General features: G+C 53.5%; 19 protein-coding genes. 6 read left to right on the top strand and 13 right to left on the bottom strand.

The window, feature by feature from the left end; genetic code table 11:
* From ACWIZX_RS00720 to ACWIZX_RS00705, 4 genes are all read left to right on the top strand, one after another.
* The coding region (locus ACWIZX_RS00720) for a histidine kinase (RefSeq protein ID WP_448334484.1) at positions 1-1109 on the top strand (1109 nt) is incomplete at its 5' end.
* Entirely contained in the window at positions 1102-1767 is a 666-nt protein-coding gene (locus tag ACWIZX_RS00715) for a response regulator transcription factor (protein ID WP_322794412.1), read from the top strand. The genes ACWIZX_RS00720 and ACWIZX_RS00715, both read left to right, overlap by 8 nt.
* Positions 1760-2587: a hypothetical protein gene (locus ACWIZX_RS00710; protein ID WP_448334483.1), complete on the top strand. Its 828-nt coding sequence runs from the start codon at positions 1760-1762 to the stop codon at positions 2585-2587. The genes ACWIZX_RS00715 and ACWIZX_RS00710 overlap by 8 nt, the downstream gene beginning before the upstream one ends.
* Positions 2584-4077: a hypothetical protein gene (locus ACWIZX_RS00705; protein WP_448334482.1), complete on the top strand. Its 1494-nt coding sequence runs from the start codon at positions 2584-2586 to the stop codon at positions 4075-4077. Before ACWIZX_RS00710 ends, ACWIZX_RS00705 begins: the two co-directional genes overlap by 4 nt.
* A 7-nt stretch (positions 4078-4084) precedes the next feature.
* Here ACWIZX_RS00705 and ACWIZX_RS00700 read toward each other — a convergent pair whose 3' ends face one another.
* Complete coding sequence (locus ACWIZX_RS00700) at positions 4085-5053, bottom strand: hypothetical protein (RefSeq protein WP_448334481.1); 969 nt, start codon at positions 5051-5053, stop codon at positions 4085-4087.
* Entirely contained in the window at positions 5034-5801 is a 768-nt protein-coding gene (locus ACWIZX_RS00695) for a 16S rRNA (uracil(1498)-N(3))-methyltransferase (protein ID WP_448334480.1), read from the bottom strand. The genes ACWIZX_RS00700 and ACWIZX_RS00695 overlap by 20 nt, the downstream gene beginning before the upstream one ends.
* A gap of 156 nt (positions 5802-5957) precedes the next feature.
* Between ACWIZX_RS00695 and ACWIZX_RS00690 the strand changes: the two genes are divergently transcribed.
* Positions 5958-6761, top strand: a complete 804-nt coding sequence (locus tag ACWIZX_RS00690) for a hypothetical protein (protein ID WP_448334479.1) — start codon at positions 5958-5960, stop codon at positions 6759-6761.
* Positions 6762-6813: 52 nt separating this feature from the next.
* Positions 6814-7527: a 16S rRNA (guanine(527)-N(7))-methyltransferase RsmG gene (gene rsmG / locus ACWIZX_RS00685; protein WP_322793267.1), complete on the top strand. Its 714-nt coding sequence runs from the start codon at positions 6814-6816 to the stop codon at positions 7525-7527.
* A gap of 1 nt (position 7528) precedes the next feature.
* On the opposite strand, the gene recF is transcribed toward rsmG, so the two are convergent.
* Genes recF through ACWIZX_RS00630 form a run of 11 tightly spaced genes read right to left on the bottom strand, consistent with a single transcriptional unit; the run spans position 7529 to position 17170 of the window.
* Positions 7529-8743 carry a DNA replication/repair protein RecF gene (gene recF, locus ACWIZX_RS00680; protein WP_322793266.1) on the bottom strand — a complete coding sequence of 405 codons (1215 nt, stop codon included), beginning with the start codon at positions 8741-8743 and terminating at the stop codon, positions 7529-7531.
* Positions 8744-8775: 32 nt separating this feature from the next.
* Complete coding sequence (gene def, locus ACWIZX_RS00675; protein ID WP_322793265.1) at positions 8776-9288, bottom strand: peptide deformylase; 513 nt, start codon at positions 9286-9288, stop codon at positions 8776-8778.
* A gap of 48 nt (positions 9289-9336) precedes the next feature.
* Positions 9337-11004, bottom strand: coding sequence for a cyclic nucleotide-binding domain-containing protein (locus ACWIZX_RS00670; RefSeq protein ID WP_322793264.1), 1668 nt, complete (start codon positions 11002-11004; stop codon positions 9337-9339).
* 24 nt (positions 11005-11028) lie between these two features.
* A complete protein-coding gene (locus ACWIZX_RS00665; protein ID WP_448334478.1) occupies positions 11029-12738 on the bottom strand; it encodes a DUF6909 family protein in 1710 nt (569 codons plus the stop codon).
* A 13-nt stretch (positions 12739-12751) separates the two neighbouring features.
* Positions 12752-13294, bottom strand: coding sequence for a hydrogenase maturation peptidase HycI (gene hycI, locus ACWIZX_RS00660; RefSeq protein WP_448334477.1), 543 nt, complete (start codon positions 13292-13294; stop codon positions 12752-12754).
* Complete coding sequence (locus ACWIZX_RS00655; RefSeq protein WP_322793261.1) at positions 13230-13652, bottom strand: 4Fe-4S binding protein; 423 nt, start codon at positions 13650-13652, stop codon at positions 13230-13232. Before ACWIZX_RS00655 ends, hycI begins: the two co-directional genes overlap by 65 nt.
* Before the next feature lie 10 nt (positions 13653-13662).
* Complete coding sequence (locus tag ACWIZX_RS00650) at positions 13663-14601, bottom strand: complex I subunit 1 family protein (protein ID WP_322793260.1); 939 nt, start codon at positions 14599-14601, stop codon at positions 13663-13665.
* A complete protein-coding gene (locus ACWIZX_RS00645; RefSeq protein WP_322793259.1) occupies positions 14598-15785 on the bottom strand; it encodes a hydrogenase large subunit in 1188 nt (395 codons plus the stop codon). The genes ACWIZX_RS00650 and ACWIZX_RS00645 overlap by 4 nt, the downstream gene beginning before the upstream one ends.
* A 1-nt stretch (position 15786) precedes the next feature.
* Positions 15787-16293 (bottom strand): NADH-quinone oxidoreductase subunit C, encoded by a 507-nt coding sequence (locus ACWIZX_RS00640; RefSeq protein WP_322793258.1) that lies wholly within the window; start codon positions 16291-16293, stop codon positions 15787-15789.
* The gene (locus ACWIZX_RS00635; protein ID WP_322793257.1) at positions 16290-16823 is read right to left on the bottom strand and encodes an NADH-quinone oxidoreductase subunit B family protein; all 534 of its coding nucleotides are present in this window, start codon (positions 16821-16823) and stop codon (positions 16290-16292) included. Before ACWIZX_RS00635 ends, ACWIZX_RS00640 begins: the two co-directional genes overlap by 4 nt.
* Positions 16824-16858: 35 nt before the next feature.
* Positions 16859-17170, bottom strand: a complete 312-nt coding sequence (locus ACWIZX_RS00630; protein WP_322793256.1) for a hypothetical protein — start codon at positions 17168-17170, stop codon at positions 16859-16861.
* Position 17171: the final 1 nt, after the last annotated feature.

Raw genomic sequence — 17171 nt, 5'->3', positions numbered from 1 at the left:
GAGCGGAAATGGACGCTCCGAAACACTGGAAAGATCTCATTAACCGCTTTTTCAACCGGCTGCGCTGGCGGCTTACCCTGAGTTTTACGCTGGTCACCCTGGGGGCAATCTTAATGGCAGCCTGGTGGTTCTTTCTGGCGTTCAATCTATATCTTTCTCGTCTCCTGCCGGACATTTTTGTAAATGAGCTGAGTGGTGAACTCCTGATGACTGCGATTCGTCTGGCAGGACCTGCTCTTTTGGTTTTGATTATGCCGGCTGTGCTGGTTGGAACTTTATTTGGTTTTTTCACTGCTCGTTGGTTAGAAAATCGCCTTGACCATTTGCGCGAAACAACCAACGCCTGGGCTGATGGCAACTTTAAACCGCGCATTCATGATCCGGCACAAGATGAGATTGCCCGCTTCGGCAGGCAGCTCAATCAAATGGCTTCCGAATTAGAAACCCTGTTGATGACCCGGCAGCAGCTGGCTGCCATGGAAGAACGAAATCAACTGGCTCGAGATCTCCACGATTCGGTCAAGCAAAATCTGGCAGCAGCAATTCTTCAAATCAGTGCTGCTCGAAATCTGATCGAAACCAAACCGGAGGCCGCCAAACTGGCCCTCCATCAGGCTGAAAATCTCGCACTCCAGAGCCAGCAAGAACTGACCAATGTGATACTGGAACTGCGTCCGGCTGCTCTGCATGAGAAGGAACTGACCGCCGCACTGAAAGATTACCTGCAACAATGGCAGCAACAAAATCATCTTGCTATTGAATTTTCTCATTCCGAAAACCTGAAACTTTCCTTCAGTCAGGAATTGACCCTCTTCAGAATCGTGCAGGAAGCGCTTGCCAATGTGAGCCGCCACAGCGGGGCAACTCAGGTCAATGTTGCTCTCTGGGGGGATAGTCGGGAGGTAATTCTGGCAGTGCAGGACAATGGTCGCGGATTTGATCCGCATGGGTTAAATTCCCCCGGTTTTGGCTTGAAAAGTATGCAAGACCGGCTTGAAGAAATCGGTGGAAGGCTTGAGATCGAAAGTTCACCCGGACAAGGTACCCGTCTTTCCGCTCATTTACCGCTCAGGTTTGAACCGCGAAACGAGGTTAATAGGCATGAGTGAACCACACAATCCGATTACGGTGATCATTGTGGACGACCACGCCGTTGTACGGCAGGGTTTAATCGCTTTTCTGCAAACCCAGGATGACATTGAAGTGATTGGTGAGGCAGAAAATGGCGTCCAATTGCTCGAACTTCTCCCCCATAGCGTGCCCGATGTCCTTCTAATGGATTTGATCATGCCGGACATGGACGGCGTGGAGGCAACCCGGCGGGTAAAAACCATTAGTCCTCATACCCAGGTCATCATTTTCACTTCTTACTACAAGGATGAACATATTTTTCCGGCTGTCCGGGCAGGCGCACTATCCTATATTCTTAAGGATTCAAAACCCGATGAGCTGGCCGATGCAATTCGTAAAGCTTCGCGAGGTGAGGCAGTCCTTCATCCGCGCGTTGCTGCTCGACTGGTACAGGAAGTTCAAGGTGCGCGCCGCGAAACGCTCAACCCATTTTCCGAATTAAGTGACCGCGAAATGGAAATCCTGCGTCTGATTGCCAGCGGAATATCAAACCGCGAGATTGCCGAAACCTTGTTCATCAGTGAAAAAACGGTCAAGAGCCATGTCAGCAACATTCTTTCCAAACTACACCTGGCAGACCGTACTCAGGCAGCCGTGTACGCATGGAATCAGGGGATCGTCAGACGGGATGAATAATCCAACCCCGCTTTCGGAAGAGAATATTCAAGTCTGGATTGCAAAGTTGCGTTCAATGCGGAAATACCACACGCTGGATTTACCAGAAGCCCTGCTGCGTGATTTGATTGTTGAGGAATTTGCCCGGCAGTCAAATCCAGACAAGGCCTTGCAATCCGTACGCGAGAAGCTTCACAATATTGTCGCCCCCTATCTTGGCGATCCGGATTATTTCGCCGCACAAACCGCTATGCAGGCCGCCTTTGCCAGTGGTGATCCACAGTTTGTTCGTGATTTTTGCCTGTCCATGCTGGCAAGCCACGCCTCCACCCGCGAGCGGATTGCTTGGCTGGATAATTTCTACACACGCCTGTGGGAGATAACTGGCCTTCCCCAAAGCGTCCTTGACCTGGCCTGTGGTATGCAGCCCTTTGCCCTGCCGTGGATGAAACTACCCCCTTCCACCCGCTATCATGCTTACGACCTGCACCGTCCGCGGGTGGAGTTGATTAACCTGTTTTTTGAATTGAGCGGTCGTCCCCGCCTTGCTTTTCATCAGGATATTCTGGTAGAGCCGCCGACAATTCCAGCGGACGTTGCCTTTTTCTTCAAAGAGGCTCACCGCTTTGAGCAGCGTCGCCGCGGGGCATGCCGGCCGTTTTTTGAAGCGCTGCAAGTGCGCTGGCTGCTGGTCTCCCTGCCGATCAGCAGTTTAAAAGGCACGCGTAATCTGGAACAGCGACAACGCCGGCTGATGGACAACCTGCTCAGCGGTCAACCATGGGCAGTTGAAGAAATACGATTTGAGACTGAACTGATATTTTGTATTCGAAAATCATGAGCCGGCGAAAGAAAACCCTTTCTTCCAAACCTCAGCCATCCATCGCCGCCCGGCAGACGGCCTTGCAGCAATTTGGTGAGCTGCTTTCAGCAGAAGAATATCAGCTACTGCTGGCTGAACTGGAACGCCCCTTGCGGCCGGCTTTTCGCATCAACACCCTTAAGACCTCGCCACAGGCGGTCAACGATTGGTGCGAATGGTACGGCTGGCAGGTGCAGCCGGTTGCTTTTTGCCCTACCGGCTGGCAGGTATATGAAGCGCGCACCCCGCTCAGCCAGACCATTGAACACCGCTTTGGGCATTATTACATTCAGGATGCGGCCTCGATGCTGCCTGCAGAATTATTCGACTTGCCGGCTTCCCCCCGCCCGCTGATCCTTGATCTGGCAGCCTCGCCGGGCGGTAAAACCACTCACCTGATCAGCCGCACCCTGGACCGCGGACTGGTACTGGCAAACGACGCCGGAATGGAACGCATCACCCCTTTACGGCTGGTGCTCCAAAATTGGGGCACGGTGAATACAGCAGTTACGCGCTTCCCTGCCGAAAAGTTTGGGCGCTGGTTTCCAGCCATGTTTGACTGGGTGCTGCTGGATGCCCCTTGCAGTATGCAATCCTTGCGTCCAACCGAATCGCACCCGATGCGCCCCATCTCCACCCGTGAACAGACCAATCTGGCACACCGCCAAACCGCCATGCTCATTTCCGCACTGGCAGCCGTCAAACCCGGCGGACAGGTGGTGTATTCCACCTGCACACTTGCCCCTCAGGAGGACGAAGCCGTGCTGGATGAGGTGTTACGCCGCTTTCCCAATCGTGTGCAGGTAGATGAAATCTCCGCTCGTCTGCCCGCCCCTGCGCCGGCGCTGGCCGACGCCTTCGGACAGACCTTTCACCCACAGGTTCAAAATGCTATGCGCCTCTGGCCGCACCGTTTTTCAACCTCCGGCTTTTTTGCCGCCCGGCTGACGCGTACCGGCGAAATTGGTCTGCCCACGGAGCCGAAACCAACCCGCCCCTTGCACCAGACTGGTCAGCAGCCCCTGCCCCGCCCCCAAGTACAGGAACTGGCCGACTGGCTGCAGACCACCTACGGCTTTGATTTATTGACCATTCTGGAAACCTATCATCTGGAATTGTGGCGCAGCCCGGCTTCCATTTTTGCCGTACCTGCTGCATTTCTGGAATATTTCAACGATCTGCCGTGTCAAATGCTGGGTCTTAAGGTTCTCGAAGAAACACCCGAAGGCTGGCAGCCCGCGCACGAGTGGACGAATCGTTTTGCCCGCCTTTTTCAAAGCGGACGCTTAACCCTGCCAAGCGACCTGTTGGATGAGTGGCTCAAAGGCAGAGATGTTCCCGTGCCAATTTTTTCAGGCAGCCAACCCCCGCTTTGGCTCGTTTTTGATGAACGCAATCGCGTCGTTGGCAGAGGGCGGCAGAGCGGAAACCGGTTGAAGAATTTGCTTCCACGCCGCGCAACGGGTTGAAAGCCATTCAGCCAGCCGGCACAATTTCACCGGTGCGGATATTCAGCCGGTAACGCAAACCAAAAGTATCCATAATGACCAGCACTTCGCTTTCCTGCCAATCAATCGGCAGGTATTGCCCTGGCTGATTCTGTAAGAAAAAGCGCACGGATCCAGTCACCAGATCAACCAGCACAAAAGAAGTTTGAATTTCCGCCGCGCCCGCCATGTTTTGCAGAATACTGAAGGCCAGCCGTCCATTATCTGGTGACCAGACCAGGCCACCCGCCAGCCAGCCGCTCTGCTCCCCCAGTCCAAGAAAATCCGTAAAAGAAATTTCACGGATAACTTCGCCGCTGATCCGATGAATCAGCAAACGGCCGCCTTGCAATGCAGCGAAAGCTTCTCCATCCGGCGCGGCACGCAGCGAACCACACGCAGCGGTCAATTGGGTCGTTTCGCCATTTTGCAGGTCGGTACGGAATAAACCACAGTCAAACCCCAAAATGGTTGGACTGCCATCTGGAATTCCGTGTTCTGTGTAAAACAGCCGGCTGCCATCCCTTTGCCAGTGAAACTGAGCCGGCAGGGTATAACCCAACCCAAAAGGACGTTCCTCATCCAGAATCTTCCACCGCTGTCCGCCATCCGCACGGAAGACCGAGAGCGAAACGCGATAATTTTCACCGCTGATTGAACCTTCCGCCGTCACCGGAAACGCCGCACTGACCTGGACAGTCCACTGACCGTCCGGCGAGTTGTAAAACCAGTCCTCATGACTCATTTTTTCAAGGATAACTGGCTCAGTGAAAGTTGGTTGAACTGCTGCGGTTTGCGGTGGTGGCAGCGTTTCCATTACTAAACTTTCAGCCGGCGAAGTGGGTGAGACCAGCAGCGGTTGAATGATTGCTGTTGGCAGGGGTGGTGTACCGCTTGTACAGGCAGCAATTCCCATCAATACCCCTATGAATAGCAAGTTACCCAACCGTTTGCTCATTTTCTCCTCCGGATTGATTGGCTTCATAACGGTCTAGCAGCAGAGCAGTTGCCACAATGGCAGCTGTTTCAGTGCGCAAAATACGTTTGCCCAGGCTGACCGGCAGCCAGCCAGCCTGTTCGGCTTGCTCGACTTCCTCCTTCTCCCAACCGCCTTCCGGTCCGATCAACAAGCCGGCACGGTTCTTTCCATCTTGCGGATGAACCACCCGGCTGATGAACCGTCTGGTTTCACCCTCCCAGGCAATCAGAGCAATCTCAACTTCCTGTCGGAACGCAAGAAAATCGCGCAACAGGGATGGTTGATCAAGACACGGCACAATTCCCCGCCCGGATTGTTCGGCGGCTTCCTGAATAATCCGCTGCCAGCGGGCAACCTTTTCCAATACCTGGGCGGTCTGTTGCACCAGACTGCGCCGCGTGACCAGCGGTACAATTCGAGACACGCCGATTTCGGTCACTTTTTGCAGCGTCCATTCAAACTTTTCCCGCTGGGTCAATGCCAGTCCCACCGTCAGGTGCAGGACGGGTTCACGCTCATTTTTCTGCCAGCCCAATACAATCCCGCTTGCCTCGCGGGAAGATAGATTGTCCAGTTGAACTACCGCCTCCCTGCCTGAACCATCCAGAGCAATCACCTTACACCCCGGGTTAAGACGCAAGACTTGCGCCATCTGACGGGCACATTCCTGCGGGAAATGAATCATACTTCCCTTGAAGGAGGAAGGCGGCACAAAAAATCGGTGCATATCCCAATTGTACCTGATGAGATGCGTTTTTTTGCTTGCACCTTCCCCAAATAATTTTGAATGAGAATTGTAATTATCACAATATGTCATTCATCGGTTTAGGTTTGGTTTGACATTTCGTAAAATCAAAGCAATCTTGCAGGAGAGTTTGCCACAATGAAACCCATGATTCTAAATCCCGAAAGCCGACTTGAAAAACTTAGCCGTCGCTGGTGGTTTTTGTTGATCATCATTTTGATCAGTTTCCTGCCGCTTTACTCCCAAACCTCCTACGACCCGCGCCAGACCTCACAGGTCATCAATAGCGTACTTGCTCAGCCGTTGATCTACTCCCTGCCCTCACTCTTTCCGCTCTTCAAGCTTGTCCCCATTGCGTTGACGGCGTGGTTGCTGGTTCGGCCGCACAGCGCATACCGCTGGTTTGCCTTGTACGCTGGCCTCAATTTACTTGGCATCGCCATCTTTCAAAACAGCGCAATCACCAGCCAGTATGGATTGGTCATCATTACCGGCAACATCATCCTGTTCGGCATCATTGCAGCCGCCTGGCTGGCAGAAGCAATCAAGCCCCGCTCGGATTTTTCACTGCGACCTCTGCCACGGCGGGCTTTGATCCTGTTCCCCATGATGCTGCTTGCTTTCTGGATGCCGATTCAGACCGATCCAATGAGGCTGCTTCTTGATCCAGCATTGTTTTTCACCAACGAAGCCGGATTGACGGGCTGCATGATGCTGCCCGTTTACACAGGATTTCTGGTGCTTTTTTATCCACAGGTGAATCGTGTATTACTGCGTCTGAGTGGCTTCATTGGGCTGTTGATCGCCCTTTTCAACCTGCTGACCCACTTTGTCCTTATCCCCGCCAATTTCTGGATGGGGGTACTGCATTTGCCCCTTTTCTTCATCTCGCTGGCAGCCTTCAGTTTGTCCGTACGTCAGCCGAAAAACCCGCCAGTCTGATTTCTCCGAAAATTAACCCAAGCCCGACTCCATCCGGTATAATTGCCGCGATATGGAAAAGTGGGTCAAAGACCTGAAAGCACTGGTGGGGATTCAATTGACAGCGCGGCAGATTGCCGCTTTTCAGCGATACGAGGACGAACTGCTGGAATGGAACAGCCGCATGAACCTAACCGCCATTCGGGATCGGGAGGGCATTCGCACCAAGCACTTTCTAGATTCGCTCAGTTGCATCCTCGCTTTTCGCGAGCGCCCGCCTGAACGCCTGATTGACATTGGCACAGGGGCCGGCTTTCCCGGCATTCCGCTCAAAATCATCTACCCGCGCATGAAACTGACGCTGGTCGAATCGGTTGGCAAAAAACTGGAATTTTGCCGCCACATGGTTGAAACCCTTGACCTGGAAGATGTGACCCTGCTGCAAGCCCGTGCTGAAGCATTGGGGCAGGACCGCGCCCACCGTGAACAGTATGACTGGGCGGTTGCCCGCGCAGTTGCCAACCTGCCCGTTTTAGCCGAATATCTTCTTCCGCTGGTTTCTCTGGGCGGCAGAATGCTGGCACAAAAGGGCGAAAGCGCCCACGCTGAAGCAGTTGCCGCGCAAAAAGCCATCCGTTTATTGGGAGGAGAACTCCAGCAGATCATTCCGGTGCTGGTGCCGGGCATCGCCGAAGAACGCTACCTGGTCGTTGTGGACAAAGTGGCTTCTACCCCGCCGGGTTACCCGCGGCGGGTTGGTTTACCTGCCCGCCGTCCGATTCAGTAATTCAAACGGGCTGATCAACCCGCTGAACACAGCCGGCCTGCACCTGCCACACAGCGCACTGGCGCACAAATGCCGCATTGAACAGCTTCAAATCGGTGGTAGTCAGCAAAGCCTGATCACATTCCCCCAAGGCGTTCAGCAAATCCGCGCGACGCTGGATATCCAGCTCGGCAAGGGTTTCATCCAGCAGCAGCACCGGCCATTCCCCAATTTTCTCCCGCATCCATGCCACTTCGGCCAGTTTCAACGCCATTAATGCCGTACGTACCTGACCGCGCGAGCCGAAATCGCCCAAATCAATGCCGTTTGCCGTAAAACGCACCTCATCGCGATGGGGGCCCACGGTGGTCACCCCGCGCTGAATTTCTTCAGCACGGACTGCCCTCAGGCGGGTAAGAAAACCCTCGCGGATCTCCTCTTCGGTGAAGCCGCTGCGGTCAACGGTAGTTTCGATGGGCAGGCTGTACTGCGTCCGCGAGGTAACTGCAGGGTCGTAGCCGGGGCGGTAAATCAGGCGCAGTACTTCTCTGCCTTCGGTCAGGCGGTCATGAATCCGCGCCGACAATCGTTCCAGTTCATTCAAGGCGCGGATGCGCGCCTGAATCAAAAAGGCGCCGCGTTGCGCTAAAAGAGTATCCCAGTAGATCAGCTGCTCACCATCCCCGCCGCGCTCAGCCAGTTGTTTTAACAAAGCATTGCGTTGGGCAACCACCTGTACATACTCGGTCAGCGCCTGAGCATAGCCCGGCATAATCTGTGAAAGGGTGAGATTCAGGTATCGCCGGCGCTCGTCTGGACCGCCTTCCAGAATTTGCGTCATTTGCGGCAGGAACAGAACCGCATTGAAGCAGCCCATGGCTTCCTGCATACTGCGCTTGACCCCGTCCACCAGAATTTCTTTACGCAGGCGTGCGCCGTTGGCACCTACCGCATCCTGAATCAGGCGGATTTCGAGGCGGTGTGCCTTGCCCCCGCGCTGAAAGTCGGCTACCAGCCGTGCAAACGGCAAATTTTCTTCCTCTGCCATGAAATTGATCAATTGTCGGTCATGCGCAGCATGAAACGAAGTAAAAGTTGCCAGAAAGTAGATTGCCTCCAACAGGGTGGTTTTGCCCTGGGCATTATCTCCCACCAGCAGTAAAATATGGCGCGGCACCTCCATATCCAGGCGGCTGAAGGCACGAAAATTGGTCAGCGAGAGATGGGTCAGGTGCATAAGCGCGTCTGAATAAGGCGGCTTGAACTGGACTAATCCAGCAGGGTGGCTTCTTCTTCGGGGGTGGGTTTCCAGACCCGCGTGGCGCGGTCGGTGAACAGGATACCTTCGAGATGGTCAATCTCATGCTGGAAGATGCGCGCCAGCCAGCCCTTTGCTTTAATCCGCACCGGCTGACCACGCCGGTTCTGACCGCGAATGACGACCTGCAAGGGGCGCTCCACCTCCCCTACCAGGCCGGGTATTGAAAGACAACCTTCAATCCCTTTTTCGGTTTCTGGCGATGCTTTGACAATTTCCGGATTGGCTACCACAAACAATTTTTTCGGCGCATTTTCTTCTTCGTCATCTTCGGCGTATTCCACCACAATCAGCCGCTCGGAAATACCCACCTGCGGGGCAGCCAGACCAACCCCCGGCGCCTCCCGCATGGTTTCCACCATATCATCAATTAATTTCTGCAAATTTGCATCAAATACCGTCACCTTGCGGGCTTTGCGTCGCAATACCTCATCCGGCACGGTCACAATTTCTCGAATTGCCATATGTTTTTTACCTGCTCAAAAAAATCATTAAATTGCCTGTAAATTGTACTACGAATTTTCACCCAATTGTGTCGGATTTTTACCGTTGACTTTCCCCTGCACCATGCGGTGGTACTCTTCAATCCAATCCGCCAGCTGTTCATTGATGGATGCTTCGGCCCTTTCTTCTTCGCGCTGTTTGAATTCCATGAAGCGCTGGAATAATTCACGCTGCACTTCCGAGGGGGCCATCACATTGTTGAAAGTTAACGTCGAGTCGCCCACCCGAATGTAAACCGTACCGAAATTCAAAATCAAACCAATCAATCCCAGCCGTTCAAAATCAATGCTGAGGATGTTTTTCAACGGGGCAGAACGTTTTTGTTCAGTGCCCAGTGGTTTTTTATAAACATCAATAATCGTATCGCGGGTGATGATGTAGCGGTCATTGCGCCAGTCCACATAGTTATACACCAGCCAGATCAGGGTAATGGGCAGGAATAAAACGCCGATAACCAGCCCTAACACCGGCGGCAGCGGAATGACACCGAAAAAGATGGAAATCATGGCTGCCAGAACCACCAAAGACAGGATCAGGGGTAATAGGGTTTTCTTAAGCAGGATAAACCAGTGGGTGCGGTAGATGATGGCGCCGTCCTTCTCCACTCGCAGCATGAACAAATCTGACAGGAATTGGGTCAACTTACCGCTTTTGACAACCGCTTTTACTTCCTGCGCCGTCGGCTGCGGAATCGGTTCATCCGCACCCAGTTGAAGTCTGCGGCGGATGATTTGATCAATGGACTCAAGCCGCGCACGTTTGCGGCTGGCTTTGGCTTTTTCGCGCATTTCATTGATCAAGTTCACAATCAGGTAGGGCTGCGCGAGGCGGGAGAGGATCAGTTCCCCAGTGTAAGTTCTTACGACAATGTCGCCATAGCCGATAATTCTCCCCAATTGAGTAGTGCGTACATCATCCGCCAGTACTGCATCCAGCGGCACTTCCTGCCGGCTGTCATAAATCAATAGAATTTTTCGCAAATAAGCCACCCGGCGATTGGTGACCACCGAATAATCGTTGTAAAAATCAATGATCACCCACGCCAGCCAGGCAACATTGACCACTACAACCAGCAGCAGTAATCCCATTCCCAGTGCCGACCCGCGAAAAAGCACCACATCCAGATAAGAAGTGACAATCGTTGTCAACAACGCCAGAATGACCGGTAAAATCAGGCGCAGAACCAGAAAAATGGGGTGATGACGGCCAATGTAATGAACCACCTCGCGCGGGCCGCGCCACGGCATCCGGATGCGCATTGCCAGTTGGTAACTGGCAGCCACCAGCCGAAAAGCGGCATCTACTTTGGGGTATTCTTTTTTCAGCTCTTCGATCAAATCGCCATTGAAACGCAGCACAATCACATTGGTGAGGGCCGTGGCGGTTGCCAGGCGCGGCGGTGGAGTGTCTGCCAGCGCTTCCTCGCCAAAATAGTCCTGCTCGCTGAGAATGATTTTTACCTCTTCATCTCTCTCATGGCGCACCAGCTCCACTCGCCCGCTGAGGAGGAAGTAAAAACTTTCCACCGGTGCATCCTGTTCAAAAATGACCTGCTTTTCCTGATAGAGAAACGCCTCAACCCGGTCGGCAACCTTTTCAATTTGCTCCGGACTCAGGCTGATGAACAGATGCGACCCGCGCAACAATTCGATGATGTCGTTGCGATTGACCTGCATACCTTAAAGTATATATGAAAACGGCTATTTCTTCGCCAGCCGGTCATGTTCCTTTTCAAAAATCCTCCGCAGAATGGCAACACTGGTTGCATAGGTGGAGTCCATTCCAAAGTAAGAAAGGGTGCCAGCCCCCAGATTCTTGCCTTTGCTGAGGGGCGTGTCAGAGGCATAATGCAAAATACCCAAATCGAAGGGAATTTCATATAAATTGACCACTTCATTAATCGGGTGGCGTTTGGGACGAAACATTTCGTACACCGCGGAAAGATATGGGCCGGCCTCCATCTCGATATCGGTGTAACCTTCGCGGTAAATCACATCCATTATGCGCGCGTTTTGTAAAAATGTGCCATACACACTGACTGCTTTCTGGTTATCCAACACGGTGCCATACAGCAAATAAGGTGCCACATGCGAGGCATTGAACGCATTCTGGAATAAAAAGGTGTTTTCTGAATGCTCATCCTGCACCACATTGGGAATCATCACATCCCCCAGCCGCCCATTCAGCGTTGCCGCCTTGCCCATGATGTAAACGCCCAAAATGGGATGAACATGCTCGGCAATCTTGACCAGCAGATTATAGGCGGCTACTCCTAACGGATAGTCAATGTTCAGAATCAAAGCATCACTGCGTTCCAGCCATTCAAGCCCGTCGCGCCGCACGCGCGGATCCAGTCGGGCAGGGTTTAAGCGGCGCAGTTCAATTACCTGTGCCTCAACATCAAAATAATGTTCGCTGGGAATGCGAAGGATACCCAGATGAGTTTCATCCATTGCCTGAGCATGAATCAGCGCGCGGCCTTCGCTGGTTTGCTGGTACTTCTTCAAGACATAATAGAGAAAGTTTTCCTGACTGGAAGGCACCTGACCATTGCTGATGCTCTCCCACTCGCGTTTCAACTCTTCGTTTTCTTTTCGCTCCAAAAAGCGCATCAGTTCTTCGCGGTGCAACAGGGCAAACCCGCTCAACAAATTGATCAGCGAGTGGGTATTGCTGGAAACAAAGTAAACCGGCCGGCTACCCAGCTGCGGACAGCACCGTTCAATGTTATCCCACCATGCGCGGGTGGCACGGCGGTAATCCGCCAGTGAACCGCTCAATAACCTTACTCCGATACGACAGCGTTTATGAGCAATGCGCTGTAAGTTGGCGTAAAAGTCCTTGCCCCACACCGTACGCAGCCGTTCAAGGTCTTCCACGGTCATTTCCAGCGTTTCGGCCAGCTGGCGGAAGGCATCTTCATCTTTTGCCAGCGTGCGGGCATTGAGCGGCCGCTGCCAGCGTTGCAGCAAATGATGCAGTTTATTCCACTCAATCTGATACGCTGTGAGAGTCGGGATAATGTCATCAATATCCGAACGGCTGGCGATGTAACAGGCAAGCGTATCCCGGCCGTTGAAGAAACAACGTCGCCGACGTGCCCGCGCTGAAACCGGCTGCCATTTTTCAACCAGGTCATATCCATGCTGCTGGAAAACACTGGCGCTCTGCCCCAGTACCACCGAACGCACTTCGGTCATACAATCCGGCAGGCGCAGCGAACTGTAAATAAATGCCGACGTATCCGGGCTGACCTGGCGGGCATTCGGGTGCAGCGAAGAGTTAGTGGCAGCGTGAATTTCTTCCAGCGAACGAATCTGCACTTCTGCAGAGGTTCGCAGCAGGGAGTAAATCGTTCGCAAGTACAGATCAATTTCTTCGGATGCGGTGCGGGGAACGGTTCTCTCCATACCCCAAATTGTATCACGAGGGCTGCCCAAGCATGCGGATCAAACTTTGCTTTACCCGCGCCACGGATCGTTTGACCGGTTCACTGAGCGGGGCATCAAATTCCAGATTCTGCGGTTGAATACCCAACAGGGCCACCTGACAGCCCAATTCTCGCTGCAAAAAATTGGCCAGTACCGAAGGCGGCAGAGTATGAGTAGAAGCACTCAAACCCTCCAGTGAGTTAACCGCCACCAGCATCACGCTGCCGGGTGGTTGATCCATTTCCGCACTGTCCACCATCAAGACCAGATGAGGGCGAAAGCGGCGCAGCCTTGCGGTGTAATTTTCCGGGGCTGTGCCGCCTTCAACCAGCAGAAGATGATTCAAGTGATTCAGTTTCTTTTGCAGGGTGCGCACGACAAGCACCCCCGCCGCATCATCTCCGTTGAACTCATTACCAATTCCGACTACTGCGATTCTGAGCGTTTCACCGTTTGATTGGCTTGCAACCTCACTCGCAAGGTGTTTCAGCAGGCTGCGCAGCTGCACGTTCCAGGAGGAAGCGGATATCCTCATCTTTCCCATAAAACACTTCCAGTGGCTGCTTTTCGGTAACCGCCTGTTCCCATTCCTCATCACTCAATTCAAGACACTTAAACCGGCAGGAAACAACACACTGGGAACAGTAAATACAGCGGTCCTGATGGTAGCGCATGACAAATCGTTTGTTGACCTTGTCAATGACGATCAATTCAATTGCATTTGCCGGGCAGTCTTTGACGCACAACTGACAGCCGGTGCATTTTTCCGGATCCCAATGCAATGTACCGCGAAACCGCTCCGGTGCCGGATGCCGCTCAAATGGATATTTACGGGTTACCGGTTTTTTGAACAAGGACTTAATCAGGTCTTCGATCATGGAACCAAAGCTCATCGTATCACCCTCACAACCACCATTGACGGATATAAATGCCGGCCAGAATTGCCAGTATTTGTACCAGCCCCATTAAGGCGCCAACCCGCCACCACAAGCCCACAGTCTGGTCAATCCTCAGGCGGGCAAAGGCGGTTTGCAGTAAGGCCATCACCAGCAGCAAGCCGCCGGTTTTGAGCAGAAATTCCAGCGGATTGGAAACCCCACCCAGATAAAAAGCCGCTACCAGTGTCAAACCGATCACCAGTTCAATATCCTTGGCAAGGCGGAATAGGGCAAATCCGCGTCCGCTGTACTCGGTCAATGCGCCGGCGACGATTTCGGTTTCCGCTTCGGGTGCATCGAACGGCGGCAATTCCAGTTTGCCCATCAGACCCACCAGCGCAACCAGAAAACCAATCGGTTGTGCAACAATAAACCAGGTGGTTTCGCCGGCAAAGGCGTTGATTTTGCTGATTTGCCAGCTTTGGGCTGCCAGTGCCGGGCCGATCATTGCCAGCAGAAAGGGGGCTTCGTAAGAAAACAACTGAGTCAGCGTGCGGGTTGCGCCTACCAGCGAAAAGCGGTCTACCGAATTTGCCCCCGCCAGCCCCAGTGAAATGGTCAACGCACTGAGCAGGTAAATCGTGACGATCAGATCACCCTGAAACGAGAAGAAGGGCTGCACTCCAAACATGGGCACATACAACGCCGCTGTCAATGCCGAAGCCAGTGCAATGATCGGCAGAGCAATAAACAGCCCGCGATGTGCGCCGGCTGGAATGATTTCTTCCTTTGCCAGCAGTTTCAGCATATCGGCCAGCGGCTGAAGGAAACGTGGACCGACCCGGTTTTGGAAACGGGCTACCAGTTTACGGTCAGCCCATTGAAAGACCAGTCCACTGGCCAGCAAAAACAAACCGCCCGGAAAGAACAACAGCACAATGAGAGGATGGATCGTCAAATTCATCGGTAGTACTCTATCCCATAGTTTCTCAAATCTGCCCACGTCCACACTTGCGGGTCTTGCCGATTGCGTTTGACCATCACCAGACGGTCGTTGCACGAAAAGCACGGGTCAATACCCGCCAGAATCATCGGCATATCCGCCAGTTTGTGGCCAACTGCCAGCGTGATGACCGTTCCCCAATTGCACAGACTGGGGGTGCGCACTTTAACCCTTTCCGGCTTTTCGCCGCCATTACTGGCGATGAAGTAAAACAGCTCCCCGCGCGGCGCTTCCACCCGGCTGATGGTTTCGCCAGCCGGAATACGACGCGGTACCCGCGTCACCAGTTCACTCTCCGGCATATTGTCAAAAATCCGGCGCAGCACACGGATACTCTCCATTGTTTCCAAAATTCGCACCACAAAGCGGGCGTGTAAATCACCCTCTTTTGCTACCACCATCTCCACCGGAAATTCAGCATAGGCCGCATAAGGCGCATCCACACGCACATCATAGGCAAAATTCGAAGCGCGCGCAGTCGGTCCAACCGCGCCCAGCAGTTGAGCCTGTTCGCGTGTCATCGTTCCAATTCCGCGCGTGCGGCCTATAAAGGTTTCGTCGTTATTGACCACATCCAGATAATGGAGCAGCCGCTCTTCCAGATAATTCAATCCCTCGCGGATTTTATCCATCATCTCCAGGGGAATATCGTACTTCACCCCGCCAATCAGGTTGGCGGAGTAATGCACGCGGTTGCCGCTGAGCATTTCCAGCATATCCATGACCACTTCGCGGTCGCGCCACGAATACATGAAAAGCGCATCAAAACCACCCTCATGGGCTGCCACCCCCAGCCACAGCATATGACTGTGAATCCGCTCCAGTTCAGCAAAAATTTCGCGAATGGCACGCGCCCGCGGGGGTGCCTCGACACCGGCCAGTTTTTCAACACCCTGCACAAACGCGGTGGCATGAATGTGCGAACAAATCCCACAAATCCGTTCCATCAGGTACAGGTTCTGCGTCCAGGTGCGGTCTTCTGCGCCTTTTTCGATGCCGCGATGGACATAGCCCAAACGCACACTGGCGCCGGTAACGATTTCACCATCCACCACAAACTCAAAGTGCCCGGGTTCCTTCAAGGCCGGGTGCTGCGGGCCAATTGGCACAATAAAACGATTTTCACCTTGCGGTTCAAATGTCATTTTAACCTCCTTCGGCTGCACCACTAACTCTGGCAGGGGGTACGAACGACTTACGCAAAGGGTACACCCCTTCGGGCCAGCTGTCCGCCAGGATCAGACGGCTGGTATCGGGTGTGCCTTCCGCCCTGACTCCAAACATTTCCATCAGTTCGCGTTCTCCCAGGGTAGCAGAGGGGATTAGCGGGCAAATGCTCGGCAGCACTGCATCCGAATAGGGCACCCGCACCCGCAAACTGACCACCGCAGCGCCGGAGCAAAAGCTATACAGCACCTCAATTTCCCCTTCCACGGGGGTTTGCCCCGCTTCAACCGTTGCAGCCGGCCGGTCGATCCCTGTAATCGTCGAAAGATAGCCCCAGCGGGCTTCTATCAAGGCTTTGATTGCCGGCAGCAGATTCTCCCGCCGCAGAAAAACATCCAAACGGTTCGGTTCGGGAGAATTAAAGGACTGGGCAAACGGCTGGAGCAGATTTTGCGCATTTTGGAGGATTTGCTCGGTCGCACTCATTTTCCCACCTCCGGTTGTGACATTTCTAAACCTGCCGGTAATTCCACCGTCATGGTGCGCTCCGGGCGTTTTCCGCTTTTCAAGGCTTCCAGTAATACCGCCACACCGTAAATGATGCCCTCCGGACGCGGTGGGCAGCCCGGCACAAAAACATCCACCGGCAGCACCTCATCAATGCCATGAACGATGTTGTAACAGCCATGGAATACGCCCCCGGAAAGCCCGCACGAACCAACCGCGATGACAAATTTTGGTTCGGGCATCTGCCAGTAAATCCGCAGCAGGCGGTCTTTGGCTTGCAGCGATACCGGCCCGGTGCAGATCAGTACGTCGGCATGGCGGGGAGATCCCTGCAGCTTGATTCCAAAGCGTTCCACGTCATAGCGCGGGGTCAGGGTTGCCAGGATTTCAATATCACAGCCATTGCACGAACCACTGTTAAAGTGAATCGCCCACGGGGAATTGACCCGCGCCCAGGTACGGATTTTATCCAGCGCCTGCTGCCATGGTTTGCTCAACTCAACACCCATTCAAACCTCCTCTGCGAACCCAAATCCGATTCAACCTATCCTAATAATAATGCAATCATCGCCAAAATCAAACCCAGCAAAAACGGCAGAATCGCCGCACTGAACTCGCCGGTACCCAGTACCAGCATCCCCAGGTGGAGAATGGCAAAGAAAAAGGCGATCAGGAAAAAGGGGCGGTAACCCGGCGCTGCTGCGGTAACCGGCGCTTCTTCACCGCTGCCATACGCGCTTTCTTTGATGGGAGAGGGATTTTCCGGCCCTGCCAGCACTTTTCCCAGCCGTTCGATAATCAATACCAGCGGTATGTAGAGTAGAAATGCCAGTGGAGGAGAGAGAAGAATTTCCATA

The sequence above is a fragment of the Bellilinea sp. genome (genome assembly GCF_053501535.1).
The sequence above is the reverse complement of the archived record's forward strand: the minus strand, read 5'-3'. Positions and strand labels throughout refer to the sequence as shown.

Coding starts and splice junctions, on each gene's coding strand:
- ACWIZX_RS00715 (WP_322794412.1), top strand. CDS start 1,102: ATGAGTGAACCACACAATCCGATTACGGTGATCATTGTGGACGACCAC.
- ACWIZX_RS00710 (WP_448334483.1), top strand. CDS start 1,760: ATGAATAATCCAACCCCGCTTTCGGAAGAGAATATTCAAGTCTGGATT.
- ACWIZX_RS00705 (WP_448334482.1), top strand. CDS start 2,584: ATGAGCCGGCGAAAGAAAACCCTTTCTTCCAAACCTCAGCCATCCATC.
- ACWIZX_RS00700 (WP_448334481.1), bottom strand. CDS start 5,053: ATGAGCAAACGGTTGGGTAACTTGCTATTCATAGGGGTATTGATGGGA.
- ACWIZX_RS00695 (WP_448334480.1), bottom strand. CDS start 5,801: ATGCACCGATTTTTTGTGCCGCCTTCCTCCTTCAAGGGAAGTATGATT.
- ACWIZX_RS00690 (WP_448334479.1), top strand. CDS start 5,958: ATGAAACCCATGATTCTAAATCCCGAAAGCCGACTTGAAAAACTTAGC.
- rsmG (WP_322793267.1), top strand. CDS start 6,814: ATGGAAAAGTGGGTCAAAGACCTGAAAGCACTGGTGGGGATTCAATTG.
- recF (WP_322793266.1), bottom strand. CDS start 8,743: ATGCACCTGACCCATCTCTCGCTGACCAATTTTCGTGCCTTCAGCCGC.
- def (WP_322793265.1), bottom strand. CDS start 9,288: ATGGCAATTCGAGAAATTGTGACCGTGCCGGATGAGGTATTGCGACGC.
- ACWIZX_RS00670 (WP_322793264.1), bottom strand. CDS start 11,004: ATGCAGGTCAATCGCAACGACATCATCGAATTGTTGCGCGGGTCGCAT.
- ACWIZX_RS00665 (WP_448334478.1), bottom strand. CDS start 12,738: ATGGAGAGAACCGTTCCCCGCACCGCATCCGAAGAAATTGATCTGTAC.
- hycI (WP_448334477.1), bottom strand. CDS start 13,294: ATGAGGATATCCGCTTCCTCCTGGAACGTGCAGCTGCGCAGCCTGCTG.
- ACWIZX_RS00655 (WP_322793261.1), bottom strand. CDS start 13,652: ATGAGCTTTGGTTCCATGATCGAAGACCTGATTAAGTCCTTGTTCAAA.
- ACWIZX_RS00650 (WP_322793260.1), bottom strand. CDS start 14,601: ATGAATTTGACGATCCATCCTCTCATTGTGCTGTTGTTCTTTCCGGGC.
- ACWIZX_RS00645 (WP_322793259.1), bottom strand. CDS start 15,785: ATGACATTTGAACCGCAAGGTGAAAATCGTTTTATTGTGCCAATTGGC.
- ACWIZX_RS00640 (WP_322793258.1), bottom strand. CDS start 16,293: ATGAGTGCGACCGAGCAAATCCTCCAAAATGCGCAAAATCTGCTCCAG.
- ACWIZX_RS00635 (WP_322793257.1), bottom strand. CDS start 16,823: ATGGGTGTTGAGTTGAGCAAACCATGGCAGCAGGCGCTGGATAAAATC.
- ACWIZX_RS00630 (WP_322793256.1), bottom strand. CDS start 17,170: ATGGAAATTCTTCTCTCTCCTCCACTGGCATTTCTACTCTACATACCG.